General features: G+C 47.8%; 9 protein-coding genes. 5 read left to right on the top strand and 4 right to left on the bottom strand.

The features are described from left to right. The first annotated feature begins 31 nt into the window (after nt 1-31). Both aceK and A1OO_RS02620 read left to right on the top strand, forming a co-directional pair. Entirely contained in the window at nt 32-1747 is a 1716-nt protein-coding gene (gene aceK / locus A1OO_RS02625; protein WP_017004566.1) for a bifunctional isocitrate dehydrogenase kinase/phosphatase, read from the top strand. Between the two features lie 222 nt (nt 1748-1969). After that, nucleotides 1970-2446 (top strand): hypothetical protein, encoded by a 477-nt coding sequence (locus A1OO_RS02620; protein ID WP_016961727.1) that lies wholly within the window; start codon nt 1970-1972, stop codon nt 2444-2446. Nucleotides 2447-2466: 20 nt separating this feature from the next. Here A1OO_RS02620 and A1OO_RS02615 read toward each other — a convergent pair whose 3' ends face one another. Then, entirely contained in the window at nt 2467-2958 is a 492-nt protein-coding gene (locus A1OO_RS02615; RefSeq protein WP_016961728.1) for a putative 4-hydroxy-4-methyl-2-oxoglutarate aldolase, read from the bottom strand. A gap of 738 nt (nt 2959-3696) precedes the next feature. On the opposite strand from A1OO_RS02615, the gene arcA reads away from it, so the two are divergent. Continuing rightward, a complete protein-coding gene (gene arcA / locus A1OO_RS02610) occupies nt 3697-4416 on the top strand; it encodes a two-component system response regulator ArcA (RefSeq protein WP_016961729.1) in 720 nt (239 codons plus the stop codon). Nucleotides 4417-4502: 86 nt separating this feature from the next. Here the strand turns inward: arcA and arcB are convergent, their stop codons facing one another. From arcB to A1OO_RS02595, 3 genes are all read right to left on the bottom strand, one after another. Beyond that, nucleotides 4503-6851, bottom strand: a complete 2349-nt coding sequence (gene arcB, locus A1OO_RS02605; protein ID WP_016961730.1) for an aerobic respiration two-component sensor histidine kinase ArcB — start codon at nt 6849-6851, stop codon at nt 4503-4505. Between the two features lie 122 nt (nt 6852-6973). Then, nucleotides 6974-8722 carry a sensor domain-containing diguanylate cyclase gene (locus A1OO_RS02600; RefSeq protein WP_017004565.1) on the bottom strand — a complete coding sequence of 583 codons (1749 nt, stop codon included), beginning with the start codon at nt 8720-8722 and terminating at the stop codon, nt 6974-6976. 135 nt (nt 8723-8857) lie between these two features. Then, the gene (locus A1OO_RS02595; protein ID WP_016961733.1) at nt 8858-9784 is read right to left on the bottom strand and encodes a TIGR01212 family radical SAM protein; all 927 of its coding nucleotides are present in this window, start codon (nt 9782-9784) and stop codon (nt 8858-8860) included. A gap of 587 nt (nt 9785-10371) precedes the next feature. On the opposite strand from A1OO_RS02595, the gene gltB reads away from it, so the two are divergent. Then, a complete protein-coding gene (gltB, locus tag A1OO_RS02590; RefSeq protein ID WP_017004564.1) occupies nt 10372-14919 on the top strand; it encodes a glutamate synthase large subunit in 4548 nt (1515 codons plus the stop codon). Next, on the top strand, nt 14912-16381 hold the full coding sequence (locus A1OO_RS02585; protein ID WP_016961735.1) for a glutamate synthase subunit beta: 1470 nt from the start codon (nt 14912-14914) through the stop codon (nt 16379-16381). The genes gltB and A1OO_RS02585 overlap by 8 nt, the downstream gene beginning before the upstream one ends. Nucleotides 16382-16535: the final 154 nt, after the last annotated feature.

The following is a 16535-nucleotide window of genomic DNA, read 5'->3' as shown; positions in this document are numbered from 1 at the left end:
CAGAAAAGCAGCAATAACAAAGGAGGGAACCATGGCGGTTGAAATGGAGGAATTGGTTGCGCAGACTATATTACAGGGCTCAGACGCTATGTATGGTCGATTTTTGGATGTGACTGCAGGCGCACAAGAACGTTTTGAGCAGCGCGACTGGAAAAATGTGCAAAGCGCTTTAAAAACCCGCATCAATTTTTATGACCACCATGTGGCACTGGTTAGCCAGCAATTGAAAACCATGTTGGATAAACAACACGCGACTCGATCTTTCCTTATGGCAGTCAAAGAATCCTACAGCCATCTGCTGGATGACTACCCACGCTATGACATTGCAGAAAGCTTCTTTAACTCTGTGTATTGTCGTATGTTCGACCACCGAAATATTCGCCGTGACAAACTGTTTGTGAATAGCTCGCAGGGAGGACGAATTCCTAAGTACCCCACACCTTTGCTAAAACGCTATCCCTCTCAAAAAAACTTGATCCAAACTGTCGAACGCATTCTCGATGACACCCCCTTCACGCTGCCTTGGGTCAATAAAGCACGCGATGTCCATCGTATTGTTGAGGCCATGCAGCAACGTTTAGGACCCCAACTGACCAATGAAGTCACCATCGACATGATCCGTGAGCCTTTTTTCCGCAACAAGGCCGCGTACTTGATTGGTCGCATTGATATGGCGAATCAGACTCGCCCGTTGGTTTTACCCATTCTTGTCAATTCGCAGGGTGAATTGTATGTCGATGCCTGCATCACCGACTCTGATGATGTCAGCGTGATCTTTGGCTTCGCGCGTTCTTATTTTATGGTTTACGCGCCAGCACCTGCCGCATTAGTCGATTTTCTCAATCAGTTGATGCCACACAAAACACCCGCACAACTCTACACAGCGATAGGTTGTCAGAAACACGGTAAAACTGAACTCTATCGCGAGTTTCTACAACATATTGACAGCTCAGATGATCAGTTTGTTGTCGCGCCCGGCATTAAGGGCATGGTGATGTCCGTGTTCACCCTCCCCTCATATGGCTTCGTATTTAAGATCATTAAAGACAAATTCGCCCCGCAAAAAGACGTCACGCATGCCATTGTAAAAGAAAAATATCAGCTGGTTAAAGAACACGACCGCGTGGGTCGCATGGCAGATACTCTCGACTATCGAAACTTCATCTTCCCTCGAGATAGATTTAGCGATGAACTCATTAAAGAGTTGCTAGAGGTTGCTGAATCCAACATCAAACTCACCAGCAAAGAAGTTCACATTCGTCACCTGTACATGGAACGACGAATGATCCCCCTCAATATTTATCTCGAGCAGGCGGATGACGATGAACTTCGTGAGGCGGTTCAAGGGTATGGCGATGCTATTAAACAATTGGCGGCGGCGAACATTTTTGCAGGCGACATGTTGTTTAAAAACTTTGGGGTATCACGCCATAGCCGTGTCATTTTTTATGATTACGATGAAATCTCCTACCTGACAGAAGTGAACTTCCGACACATTCCGCCACCGCGCTTCCCTGAGGACGAAATGGCCGCTGAACCTTGGTACAGCGTGGGAGAATACGATGTTTTCCCAGAAGAATTTCGCACCTTCTTGTTGATCAACCCCAAGATCCGCGCCTTGTTTGATGAGCTGCATTCAGATTTATTTGATGCGGAATATTGGAAAAGCCTTCAGAGCAATATCCAGCAAGGTCAGTTTAATGATGTGTTCCCATACAGCGAGGAGTCACGTTTCTCTAACCTCTGAAAGTGAGACCAAGAACAGCCACTGACAAAAAATTGTCGCTATATGGGCACAAGATTTGCTTTATTTTTAACCACCTTTTAGTGACAGCAACGCAAGGCCGTTGTCATTTCGAGAGGTGAGTTAACAATGGCGAAAAATTCATGGCAGTCCGGTAACAAAATTAAGACGAGTGGACTAGAATGATTACGCTGTCTAATAAAAACGAATCAGGGAGGGTAGTAAATGAATCGAATCTTGCTCGCCATTACCCTGCAATCAGTGGCTTTTTTCACATTCGCGCAGGGTTCGTTACCGCTGTATGAATACATCGAGGAAGATAACCGTGATCCTTGGTTTTCCCACTCAATCTCAACGGGTGGCCAAAGTTTTGACAGTTGGACGATAAGCTCTGGCTATCACTATCCTGTTCTCAAAAAAATCAATGTCTATCTGGCGACAGAAATGACGACTGAGTCCGACTACAACGCTAGTGCCAAAGGGATACTTAGCGGTCTCGAATACAATTTCAACGATGCTTTGAGCTTTGGCAGTACCGTTCAAGCCGAGCGCGTCAACGAAGAGACCATCGGCAGTGTGGGCATGAGCAGTCAATATAAGCTCACTGACAAGCTAAATCTGCAAGCCAAGTTTGACTACAGTGTAAGCCAACAACCTGCCGCATCAGCTAACTATCAACTCGGTGTTGGATACCGCTTCTAGCGTTATTGTTACTGTTACTGTTACTGTTCACCAAACTCAATGGGGTGTTGGCTGACCATCACCCCGTTTAAATCGGCAAACAAATAATCCCCAGGTGAAATCGGCACATCATGAATGCGCAAAGGAACATCTTCATCACCCGCGCCGCGCTTTTCCGTCTTAATCGGACAAACACCAAGCGCTTTAACACCTAATGGCATCTTGCTCAGCGCACTTGCATCTCGCACTGCACCAAAAACCACAATCCCTTCCCAGCCATTGGTAACCGCTCGCTCAGCTAACAAATCGCCCAACAACGCCTTGTTTAAGTTACCGTGCCCATCCACCACCAGTACTCGTCCTTCTCCAGGCTTGCCCAGTATGTCTCTGACTTTTGAGTTGTCTTCAAAGCATCTCAATGTTTCCACACGACCCGAGAATGCAGAACGTCCGCCGAAATCACGCCATTGAACGGGGATCCAATGAACATCGTCACCGTGCGCATCACTAATATCTGGCAATAAATCTTCCATGCTGTTTCCCTCTTGTTGCAGTCCATACCACACTAAAGGTAGCAACCTCGCAGTGTTATGTAAGGTCATTCACCTCAAAATGGAATTTCTTCTGCAGGTCGCAATGTCAACTCAACGCACCATACCCTTCGTCTAACATCACGCTCTAATGCAATACTTTGTTCAAAATCAAAAGCCAATCCATTGATTTTACTCAGTAGTTCTCAGTGCGTGACGATGCACGTTTTCAGGCAATCTAGATGCCCTCATCTACGCTCTCACAGTGAAATGGTTGACCCCCTATAAACAAAATGGTCTGATACCCTTGAGTTGTTACACAATTTTCACACCTGTTGTAATAGTACGAAATAGATTAAACTCACTAGTAATATTTGAGACATTTTTTGGCGCAATATTCCATGATTTGCGACCACAAAGGCTGAGATTGACGTATATCAATAAAGATTAAAAAAAGTTGCGTTGATTTATTACTAAATATTGTTAGCACGCTGTTAAATGAATACAATCAGCCCTATCCAAAGGATTTGCTGGCCAAAATGATTTGACTAGTAGCATGCAGCGCGTTTAAACGCATCTGCAATCACCTTCTCTAAGGATGGCGTTTGTATCAGGGAAGTATGCCGAATAGGCAAGCAAAGTACTTTTGATATACTTTTCCTGTTTGTAACTTTTATTCATAGAGTCTGAGTACTCTGTGAGTGTTAATACCAGATTCCTTAAAGAAATTAGGTAACGCCAATGCAAACCCCTCATATTCTGATTGTTGAAGACGAACACGTAACTCGTAACACGCTGAAAAGCATCTTTGAAGCGGAAGGTTATACCGTTCTAGAAGCCAATGATGGCGAAGAAATGCATCAAGTGCTGTCGAACAATCAGGTTCACTTGGTCATTATGGACATTAATCTTCCAGGTAAGAATGGCCTGCTGCTTGCACGTGAATTGCGTGAACTTGGCGACATGGCACTGATGTTCTTAACTGGCCGTGACAACGAAGTGGACAAAATCCTGGGTCTGGAAATCGGTGCGGATGATTACATCACCAAACCATTCAACCCACGTGAACTGACTATTCGTGCTCGCAACCTTCTGACACGTGCAATGAGCCAAGGCGCACTGCCAGAAGACAAGCGTTCAGTTGAAAGCTACGCGTTCAACGGCTGGGCACTGGATATCAACAGTCGCTCACTGATAAGCCCAGACAACGAGCAGTTCAAGCTGCCACGTTCTGAGTTCCGTGCACTGCTGCATTTCTGCGAGAATCCGGGAAAAATCCAGACTCGCGCAGATCTGCTGAAGAAAATGACTGGCCGTGAGCTTAAGCCACATGACCGCACCGTTGATGTCACAATCCGTCGTATCCGTAAGCATTTTGAGTCTTTTGGTGACACACCAGAAATCATTGCCACGATTCACGGTGAAGGCTACCGCTTTTGTGGCGAGTTAGAAGATATCTAACTCGCCCTCACATCTAGCGTTATCAACACCGATGAAAAAGGCCTGCATTGCAGGCCTTTTTATTTTATTTCAGTCCCTTGCCTTAATTATTTGGCTTGGTAATTATCCAACCATTGCCTGAGCACGTTGAGATCATGACTGTAGCCTTCTTTGATTTCATCAACCCAATCAGTGATATTCTCCCACCATGCAGGCAGTTCAGGCGATTGCGCTTTCTGTGCCACTTTCTGAATGTGCTTCAACCCAATGGAACCAGCAGCACCCTTGATTTTATGCGCTTCACTGGCGATACCGTCCTGATCTTTCGCCATCATGTTGCTATCAAGGATCTTAAGGTAGTCCGGCATAACCTGCTCAAACATCTCAATGCTTTGGTAAACAGGCGCGGCGCCAACTATGTCAACGTAGGAAGTCAGCATATCGATATCCAACAAGGTATCAAACAGATCGTTTCCTGACACTGTCTGACGTGTCTCAATCATCACTTCTTGATCGACTGAGCATTGCAACGCCAAGCGTTCAATGACACCCGTTACCGCAGCAACACTGATCGGTTTACTGATCGCGTCGTCCATGCCTTTACGGATGTATTCCGTTTTGTCTTTGATCACATTGGCCGTTAGGGCAACCAGTGGCGGAAGCACTGCATCACTGTCTCTGAGCTGTCTGGCAATATCAAAGCCCGTCATGTCAGGCAATTGAATATCCAATAGCAAAAGATCAAAGTGGGCGGTTGGGAAGGCGGTTAATGCCTCGTGACCAGTGCGAGCAACCGTCACCGTATGACCCAAGCTTTCCAGCAGGTTCACTGCCACGGTGATATTAAGTTCAATGTCTTCGACCAAAAGAATATGTAGCGGACTTTGCTCAGCGATCACCACTTCCGTGTTCACTGCAGCTTCGCAAATGGGCACAGCCAAAGAAACAGTAAATGTACTGCCCTCGCCTACTTCAGTATCTACCGTGATATCCCCGCCCATCAAACGTGCCAGCTTGCGTGATACGGCTAATCCGATGCCAGTACCCACGGCATGCAAATTGTCTTCGCCTTGCTGAACTTGGTAGTACATGGCAAAAATCTTCGACACTTCATCTTCAGGGATCCCTATCCCGCTATCTTCAATATCAAATTGCAAATAGGCCGTGTCATCTTCCACATCGCAGCTAACGGTGACATTCACCGCCCCTTGCTTAGTAAACTTCACCGCGTTACCGACTAAATTCCATAAGATTTGGCGTAATCGCGTAGCATCCACTTTTACTGATGCAGGTAACGAGGTGAGCCTATCAAGACTGAATCTCAGCCCTTTTTGCTCAGCCATCAAGGCGCTGATGTTATCAATTTCCGAGACAAAATCAGGCAGGTCGACAGGCTCTGGCATCAGAGAGAGTCGGCTACGATCTGATTTATCCAAATCAATAATGTCGTTAAAGATATTGCCCAGAGTGATCGCGCTGACATGAATGGTACGCAAGTAGCCGAGTTGCTCTTCAGAGAGCTTAGTATCAAGCAGCATACGGCTTAGGCCAACGATGCCATTTAATGGCGTACGCAGTTCATGGCTAATGGTAGAAATAAACGCGGTTTTGTCCTGACTCGCTTTCTCAAGCGCGTCTTGGTAGCGCTTGCGTTCCGTGATCTCTCGACCAAAGCCAACCAATCCCAAGCGACGCCCATCACGTGCATAAAACGGCAGTTTACGCAGCTCAAAATAGGCTTTGCGCCCATCTTTGTATTCCAGCCACTGTTCATAAGTGAGTGATACGCTGTTATCGAACACTTGCTGATCGGTTTCGACGACCTTGCTCGCCACATCTTCGCTATAGACATCCCAAGGTGTTAGCCCGACCAAATCGCTTTCTGTCTTGCCTGTTAATTCTTCCATGGCTTTATTACAGCCAGAGAATTTCCCTTTTTCGTTACGGTAGTAAATCAAGTCAGGGGAGGCATCGATGAAAGAGCGCAAGAGTGCCGTCTGCTCGGCAAGCTCCACCTGTGCTTTCTCACGTTGATAAACCTCATTCTCCAAATCTACCATCGCCTCTTCGCGTGCTTCTTCTGCACGCTTTCGCTCTTCAATTTCAAGATTGAGCTGAGTAATGTTGTCAGTGAGTTGTCGGTTAAGCTCCATATCACGCGAGCGCATTTCTTCAAGTTTGGATACTAGCTTGGTCAATCGCTGACGCGACTCCTCCAACTGATCCACCACGACAGAAAGAAAATAAACCGCCCAAGGTGTAATAAGGAGACCAAAAAAGACCGAGCGGACGATATCGCTATCATGCACCGTCCCATTGAGGAAAAGAGTGATCCCAACTTGAACAATAACGGCAAGCGCCACCAGCGCGAGTGCCAGCAACATGCTGAAGCGAACAATGCCGAGCTTTACCAGCAAATCGACATAATATTGCGCCAAGAGTTTTATTTGCTTCATTGAACTTCCTGATCAACGTGAGTTGCAGCCATGATAGCCTTGAGTGTCAGGAAGAAAAAGGAAAAGGCGCGAGGTATTTTGTTACGCGCATAACAACGATGCACCGAGCTATGCGGGAAGATTTAAACGGTTTCTTTCACCGTCTGAGACGCTGAAGCGATTTGGTCACGTCCTGCGTTTTTAGCGCGATACAGAGCTCTATCAGCCATGGAAACCAAATCACCATAGTCTTGCCCCGCCTGAGGTCGTAATGTCGCCACGCCTTGGCTCAAGGTCAGCGCTTCTGACACTGCAGAAAATGCATGAGGTATACCCGCCAGTGTTAGCTCATGTGAGATATTTTCCGCTACCACAAGCGCTCCTTGCTCGGTGGTACTAGGAAGCAAAATCGCAAACTCTTCACCACCATAGCGAGCCACGGCATCAAGAGGGCGACGGATAACGTTCTGGAAGACTTGAGCGACGCGCCTCAATGCCTCGTCACCTTGTTGGTGACCATAGTTATCATTATAGGGTTTGAAATAATCGATATCACACAGGATCAGAGACAACGGCTCCTGCTCACGAATATGTGATTGCCACATCTTCACTAGCTGCTCATCAAAGCTGCGTCGGTTAGCCACTTTGGTTAATCCATCTACAAAGCTAAGCTCTTCGAGCTCCATGATGGCGTCAGCCAATTCCTGCTGCGTGGCTTTGCGTGCGGTGACATCACGAGCAATGACCAGTACGCCAATCGTCTCGTCCGTTGGGTCACTGAACTGCGTTTTCGTCAGCTCATACCAAACCTGAGAGCCATCACGCTTCATGACCAAGTCTTCGTATTTAATGGTTTCGCCGTTGTCCAATACCGGGTGATCAATTTTTTGGTGTTGAGCCAAAATCTCCGGATCCATCAAATCAGCAGCATGTTCACCTTCAAGATCGTCATGCATTGCCCCCATGGCCTCAGCAAAGGCGGCATTGCCACCGAGAAATTCATAGTCTTTGTTATATATGCCAATCGGATCGACACTGGCTTTGAAGATAGATGTCAGCACATTGCTGTGCTTTTTCAGTTGCTGCTCAACTTCCTGGCGGGCTTCTATCTCCTGCTCCATCACCTGACGCATCATGTGCCAGTTGGTAACATCATGACTGATACTCAAGGTGCCATAGATAACATGGTTGTCGTCGCGTAACACGGTTTGACTGGTTTCAAGTAAACAGCTATCCCCATTCGGATTAGTGGTCCAGCTTTGTTGGGTACGACGACCTTCAATTTCTTCTTGTGTGCTAAAGAACACACCTTCTTCTTCGCGACCTTTCCAAAAGCGATCGAACGCCACATTGGAACCGACAATACGGCCTTGGCGGTCTTGAAAACACACCAGTTCAGCCAGTGAATTAATCACGCTGCGAAAAATTTGGCTATCATTTTCAACAAACGGTTCGCTGTAAACCGAGTCAGATTCAGGCTCCAACGAAACAATCCAAGCGCGCTGACCATTGCACCATACTGGCAGGCCAGAAAAACGCGCATTGCGTCGTGCATGCTTGTCGAACCCAGAACGAAAATCAGGCGTCACTTCGATAAAAGGTAGGGGCCAGCGCCGATTGGCCAGCAAGGTGTCGATAGTCTTTCGTTCGCGATCGCCGTCAATATGAAACGAATTATTGTGCTGAGAGATATTGAACAGGCGCACAAAACTGCGGTTAGCATAGAGAATGCTGCCGTCACTCTCGCTCACCATCGCTTTAGGAGAGTGAAGATTGGCCAGATAGGCTTGCCACGTTTTTGCCGACACCACACGCCGACGGGAAACCCAGAACGATCCCAGGAAAAAAATCACCGATAGCATTAATACCGCTATGGGCATCCACTCACTCATTCATCCATCCTTCGGCCATCATCCTTGAAGCAGCATCATTTTTTTGAATTAACATCACGCTTCATCTTGCCACATGGATATGAAAGAACACGAACAAGGCTTATCTATTTTGCGAACAATTAAGCATTAGTCGCATTAACGCACAAAGTGAAAAGCATCTCCAACCAGACTGCCTTGCGCACCTTTTACTGTCAATGCACGCGCAATATCTGTCATTGCCAGCCAGCGATTTTCACACCACGCCGGCGCCAACAAGGTCGGCTTTCTCGCACTTGCAGATACACGGTGATACACCACGTTAGAGGGCGTACGTAAGATCATCTCGGACGCACTCTCTGCATAATCGTCCAAAGATATCGCCTGCAAGCGACCAGCACGCCACGCCTTCGCCATGATGCTACCTTCAACAATGTGCAAAGGATGAAGCTTTATCCCGTCAGTCCCCGTTTCAATGACGCGGTCCATGGTGCGAATGTGATCGCTTGCCGTGTCGCCCGGCAGGCCAACAATCAGATGCGTACACACATTCAAGCCCAATGCTCGAGCGCGACGAGTGATCTTGTCATAACACGCAAAATCATGACCACGATTGATACGCTGGAGTGTTTTATCATTCGCCGTTTGCAAACCCAGTTCCAGCCAGATTTCATACCCTTGATCTTTGTAGCTAGCGAGAAGATCCAATACTGCATCCGGCACACAATCTGGTCGCGTTCCTACACAGAGGCCAACAATGTCAGCATATTTCAATGCTTCTTCATACATGGCTTTTAGTTTTTCGACTTCTGCGTAAGTGCTGGTATAGGCCTGAAAGTACGCGAGGTAACGTTTCGCACGATCAACGCCAAGAGCGCGCTGAGAAAGCTGCGCTGACACTGAAAGTTGCTGGGCGGTTTCGTCTGCAAATGACGCGACATGACAGAAAGTACAGCCGCCACGACCGATCGTACCATCACGATTAGGACAGCTAAATCCACCATGAAGCGAGAGCTTATGAACTTTTTCGCCATACCTGCGTTGTAAATCCTGACCAAAGGTATTCACCAAATGATGAAGTTCCATCGTCGACCGCCTGTGTTATTGGGTTAAATGAGGAGGGAGGAAAAAAGCGCGCGATGTTATCACCAATGGTTCCGACAAAACCTCGATCAAATCAATATTGGCTCAAACTTTCATCACTCTCATGAAAGTTAATTACATTTCATTTACACATCAAACTTGCCAAATTCTCAGTAAAAATATCGATATTCACTCCTGGCACCCTATAGTGGTTTTCTATTCACTATTTTCGAAAATCTACTCTTGTGGTGACGATTGCAGAGCAATTGATTGGCAACTTTTTATGGTAATTAAATTTCGACATATGTAGGATAGCTACAGCTGCGTCTAAATTGTGAGCAATATAATTCGCGAAATATGGCACTAATCCAGTGGCTTATTTGGCAATTCAAATGAAACGCAGCATAACTGCATAGGATTGCAGAACGGAGAAGGTTACTACTATTGAGTCAGTGACCGGGTTTGGGTACCGCGAATAGACACATTTTGTCTGTTCAAACTTGGCACCCGCTCAGTCTGTGCCCGCAACAGGTACGGCAAGGGAAGACAAATGCTCCCGCTGCATTTGTGTCAACTGGAAGGACGTAAAAATGACAGATTCAGTGCTACGCACAGAGGGGCTCTATGTGCCCGAAATGGAACACGATGCCTGTGGTATTGGCTTCGTAGCCCACTTGAAAAACAGAAAATCCCACGGGATTGTCACTCAAGCACTTGATATGCTCGCCCGCATGGAACACCGTGGCGGTCAAGGCTGTGACCCATGTAGTGGTGATGGTGCAGGTATTCTTTTACAAAAACCTCACGAATTCTTACTCGAAGAAAGCCGTAAGCTTGGCGTTCAATTGCCATCTGCTGACAAATACGGTGTTGGTGTTATGTTGTTCCCAAGGGATGAAAACAAACGTCAACAATGCCGTGAAATCTTCGAGCGCAACGCAGCACGCCTTGATCTAGAAGTTATCGGTTACCGCGAACTGCCAACCGATAATTCAATGATCGGTGCAGACCCGCTCAGCACAGAGCCTCATTTCGAGCATGCATTTGTTACTGGTGGTGATCACCTTTCTCTCGACGCACTCGAACGCAAGCTATTTGTACTGCGTAACTATACTGTCCGCGTTTGCTTGGAAAGCGTCTCTAACATTGGCGACGATTTCTACATTAACTCTTTTTCTGCCAAGACACTGGTTTACAAAGGCCAGTTGACCACAGAGCAGGTGCCACAGTACTTCTTAGACTTACAAAACCCGTCTATGGTCACGGCACTGGCGTTGGTTCACTCTCGCTTTTCAACCAACACCTTCCCAAGATGGCGACTGGCACAGCCTTTCCGTAACATCGCTCACAATGGTGAAATCAACACCGTTCGCGGTAACTTGAACTGGATGAAAGCACGTGAAGCACTGCTGGAATCAAAACTGTTCAGTGACCAAGAGCTCAAAATGTTGCTGCCTATCTGTCAAGAAGGCGCATCAGACTCAGCTAACTTCGACATGGCACTAGAACTGTTAACACTTTCTGGCCGCAGCATGCCGCACGTACTGATGATGATGGTGCCGGAAGCATGGCAAGAGAAGAAAGACATGGACCCGAAACTCCGTGCTTTCTATCAATTCCACGCCAACATCATGGAACCTTGGGATGGCCCAGCCTCACTATGTTTCACTGATGGCGTTAAAGTTGGTGCAACGCTTGACCGTAATGGCCTGCGTCCTAGCCGCTATACCGTGACAAAAGATGATTACCTCATCATGGCCTCTGAATCAGGTGTGGTAGACATCGAACCAGAAAACATTCACTTCCGTGGCCGTCTGCAACCAGGTCGCATCTTCGTTGCTGATTTGGAACAAGGTCGCATCATCTCTGATGAAGAAGTGAAAAATGAAATTGCTTCTGCTCAACCATACCAAGAGTGGGTTGAGAAGAACTTGCTTCATCTGGACAAGCTTCCAGAAGCAGGCACCAAGAACCACCAGCCATCCCCTGAACGCTTGCTACATCATCAACAAGCTTTCGGCGTGACATCAGAAGAAGTAAATGAAATTCTGCTGCCAATGGCCAAAGACGGGAAAGAGCCGTTAGGTGCAATGGGCGCTGACTGGCCGCTAGCGGTTCTGTCGCACCAATCTCAGCATCTGTCTAACTACTTCAAGCAGCTATTTGCGCAGGTGACCAACCCGCCGATCGACCCGATCCGCGAACGTATGGTGATGTCGCTTAAAACCTACTTAGGTCAAGATCAGAACCTGCTGATTGAAACACCAGAACACTGCCGTAAAGTTGAACTGGAAACCCCAGTACTGAGCAATGCAGAACTAGAAAAACTGCGTGCCATTGATAACGATCACCTCCAAGCAAAAACGTTGGATATCGTTTTCCGTGCAAGCGGCGAAACAGGCAAACTTGAGCGTGCGCTGAAGCGTATTTGCCAATACGCTGAAGATGCCGTTAACGACGGTTACTCAATCATTTTGCTGACTGACCGTGCCGTGAACTCAAACCACGCCGCCATCCCAGCGATGCTGGCTGTTGGTGCTGTTCACCACCATCTGATCCGCAAAGGCTTGCGTGCAAAAGCTGACATCGTTATTGAAACCGGTGACGCGCGTGAAACCCATCACTTCGCCACACTTGTTGGCTACGGTGCAAATGCTGTTAACCCGTACCTGGTCTACGAAACTTTGGTCGACTTGCAGCGTACCAAGAAGCTCGATCCTCAAGCTGATGTAGATGTGCTGTTCGAGAACTACCGCAAATCTATCAATGCTGGCCTGCTGAAAATCTTCTCGAAGATGGGGATTTCTACTCTGCAGTCCTACCATGGCGCTCAGATTTTTGAAGCACTAGGCATCAGCAAAGCAGTGGTTGATAAGTACTTCACTGGTACTGTTTCACGCATCCAAGGCTTGAGCATCGACGACATTGCCAAAGAAGTGTTGGTTCGTCACCGTGTCGGTTACCCAACACGTGAAATTCCAGTTCAAATGCTAGATGTAGGTGGTGTTTACCAGTGGAAACAGCGTGGTGAAAAACACCTGTTTAACCCTGAAACGATCCACTTACTGCAAAATTCAACACGCAACAAAGACCTCAAGCAATTTAAAGAGTATTGCCACGCAGTTGATAGCCAAGGTGATGATGCAGCGACACTGCGCAGCCAGTTCGACTTTGTGAAAAACCCTGCAGGAAGCATTCCTCTGGAAGAAGTCGAGTCGATTGAAACCATCTTGAAGCGCTTTGCAACCGGTGCTATGAGCTTTGGTTCTATCTCTCACGAAGCGCACTCAACCCTTGCTGTCGCCATGAACCGCATCGGTGCGAAATCGAACTCCGGTGAAGGTGGTGAAGACCCAATCCGTTTCGATAAGAAAGAAAACGGCGATTGGGAGCGCTCGGCAATCAAACAGGTTGCTTCTGGCCGCTTCGGTGTGACCTCTTACTATCTGACCAACGCCGCTGAAATCCAAATCAAAATGGCACAAGGCGCGAAGCCTGGCGAAGGTGGTCAGCTACCGGGTCATAAAGTTGATGATTGGATTGGTCGTACGCGTCACTCAACCCCAGGGGTTGGTCTGATTTCGCCACCACCACACCATGACATTTACTCCATCGAAGATTTGGCGCAGCTGATCTACGACCTGAAAAATGCCAACCGCGAAGCACGTATTAACGTCAAGTTAGTATCAGAAGCCGGTGTCGGTACGATTGCATCAGGCGTTGCGAAAGCAAAAGCCGATGTCGTACTGATTGCAGGTTTTGATGGCGGTACAGGTGCATCGCCACTGTCGTCGATCAAACACGCAGGTCTGCCTTGGGAACTGGGTCTAGCGGAAACGCACCAAACGCTGCTCAAGAATGGTCTTCGTAACCGTATCGTCGTGCAATCAGATGGCCAGATGAAAACACCTCGTGACCTTGCCGTCGCAACCTTGCTGGGTGCTGAAGAATGGGGCGTCGCGACAGCAGCGCTGGTTGTTGAAGGTTGTATCATGATGCGTAAGTGTCACCTCAACACCTGTCCTGTTGGTATCGCAACCCAAGACAAAACCCTGCGTGAGCGCTTTGACGGCCGCGTAGAAGATATCGTTACCTTCTTCACTTACATGGCCGAAGGCTTGCGTGAAGTGATGGCAGAGCTTGGCTACCGCACTATCAACGAAATGGTCGGTCAATCTCAGCACCTGAAAGTGCGCAGCGATGTGGGCCACTGGAAATACAAAAACCTCGACCTCAATGTTGTTCTTCACAAAGAAGAGCCACGTGAAGGCGACGGCATGTATTGCCAACGCGAACAAAACCACAGCTTGGAAGCCGTTCTAGACCGCCGTCTGATTGAAGCCGCATCTAGCGCGCTTTATGAAGGCCGTAAGGTTGATACAGAATTTGCTATCGTCAACACAGACCGTAGTGCCGGCACCATGCTGTCGAACGAAATTTCGAAGATCTACAAAGACCAAGGCTTGCCACAACAAATGAACGTGAAGTTCAAAGGTTCGGCGGGTCAAAGCTTCGGGGCATTCCTTGCTAAAGGTGTGTCGTTCGAAGTGGAAGGTGATGCGAACGACTACTGGGGTAAAGGCTTATCTGGCGGCACCTTGGTGCTGTACCCAGACGCGAAAAGTGACATCATCGCAGAAGACAATATCATCGTGGGTAACGTCTGTTTCTACGGTGCAACCTCTGGTGAGTCATTCATTCGCGGTGTAGCGGGCGAACGTTTCTGCGTACGTAACTCCGGTGCAAAAGTCGTTGTCGAAGGTATCGGTGACCACGGCTGTGAATACATGACCGGTGGTGTGGCTGTCGTTCTAGGCCAAACGGGTCGTAACTTCGCCGCAGGCATGAGTGGCGGTGTTGCTTATATCTGGGATCAGTTTGAGAACTTTGAGTCCAAACTCAATCCTGAGCTGGTTGATTTGGATCCGCTTGACGCTGAAGACATTGAGTTGCTGAAAGAACTGATTGGTAAACACCAAGCATTCACAGGCAGTTCAGTCGCAGAGACCTTCATGTCTAACGTTGAAGAGAACCTCAAGCGCGTTGTTAAAGTCATGCCGCGTGATTACAAAGCGGTACTGGAACAACGTAAAGCGGAAGCCGAAAACAAGGAAGAAGTGGAGGCTGTAAATGGGTAAGCCAACAGGTTTTATGGAATTTGGCCGTGAATTACCGGCCAAGAAAGATCCGGCTGTTCGTATTCAAGACAACAAGGAATTTGTCCTGAACGAAGAGTTTGGCAAAAAAATTAACGAGCAATCGTCACGCTGTATGGATTGTGGTGTCCCGTTTTGTCATAACGGCTGCCCAATCGGTAACATCATTCCTGAGTTTAATGACGCGGTATATCGTGACAGCTGGGAAGAAGCGTGGAACATCTTGAGCTCAACCAATAACTTCCCAGAGTTCACTGGTCGGGTATGTCCCGCGCCTTGTGAAACCTCGTGTGTGTTGGGCATTAACCAAGATCCGATTACTATCTGTAACATTGAAAAGACCATTGTTGAAACGGCCTACCGTGACGGCTATGCCAAGCCGAAGATCCCAACATCTCGCACAGGCAAGAAAGTCGCCATCATCGGTTCAGGCCCTGCCGGTCTGTCTGCTGCAGAACAGCTAAACAGTGCAGGTCACAACGTGACTGTGTTTGAGCGCGATGAAAAAGTCGGTGGTCTACTTCGTTTCGGTATCCCTGATTTCAAACTGGGCATGGATATTATTGATCGCAAGATCAATCTAATGGCCGAAGCGGGTGTTGAATTTGTGGTTAACGCGCACGTGGGTGTCACTGTTAACGCACAGCAAATTCGTCAAGATTTCGATGTTGTACTGCTAACGGGTGGCTCAACCGTGCCACGCGATTTACCTATTCCAGGTCGCGATTTGAAAGGTGTTCACTTCGCGATGGAATTTCTCGGTCAAAACAACCGCCGTGCAAACGGAATGGATTTGAAAACCGAAGAAATTCACGCCAAAGACAAGCACATTGTCGTCATTGGCGGTGGTGATACCGGTTCTGACTGTGTGGGGACATCAAATCGCCACGGTGCAAAAAGCATTACACAGGTTGAGATCATGCCGATCCCACCTGAAAAACGCCCGGCGAATATGCCTTGGCCGCAATATCCAATGATCATGCGCACATCGACTTCTCATGAAGAAGGTTGTGACCGTCATTGGAATATCTTGACCAAAGAGTTTATCGGTGATGACGCGGGCAATGTAAAAGCCCTGCGCATCTCTGACATTGTTTGGAAAGATGCAGCGCCAGGTGAACGCCCAGGCTTTGAAGAAATAGCAGGGTCAGAGCGCGTCATCCCTTGTGACCACGCATTCCTTGCTATGGGTTTCTTGCACCCAGAGCCACAAGGTGTGCTGGCGCAGCTTGATGTTGCTATCGATGATCGTGGCAATGTCGCGACAACCAGCTACCAGACTAGCCAAAAAGGTGTCTTTGCTGCAGGCGATATGCGTACCGGTCAGTCACTGGTAGTACGTTGTATCAACGAAGGCCGAGAGTGCGCCCGTGCTGTCGATACTTATCTGATGGGAGACACGCATCTTGAAGCCAAAGCGGACTCCTTGATGCTCTCTGCATAATTATAAGTAAGTGTTATCTTCCAGTTTTGCCAGCCCCTGCGGCTGGCTTTTTTCTTTCCGATATTTTTTAGTGATAGTAGCCTCAGACTAATCCAGCCTTTCAGCAAATAAAACTCACTGCTAATACACCAAAAACCATTGACTTTCTTCCTAG

Source organism: Enterovibrio norvegicus FF-33, from assembly GCF_000286835.2.
GTDB classification, from domain to species: Bacteria; Pseudomonadota; Gammaproteobacteria; order Enterobacterales; family Vibrionaceae; genus Enterovibrio; species Enterovibrio norvegicus_A.
The sequence above is the reverse complement of the archived record's forward strand: the minus strand, read 5'-3'. Positions and strand labels throughout refer to the sequence as shown.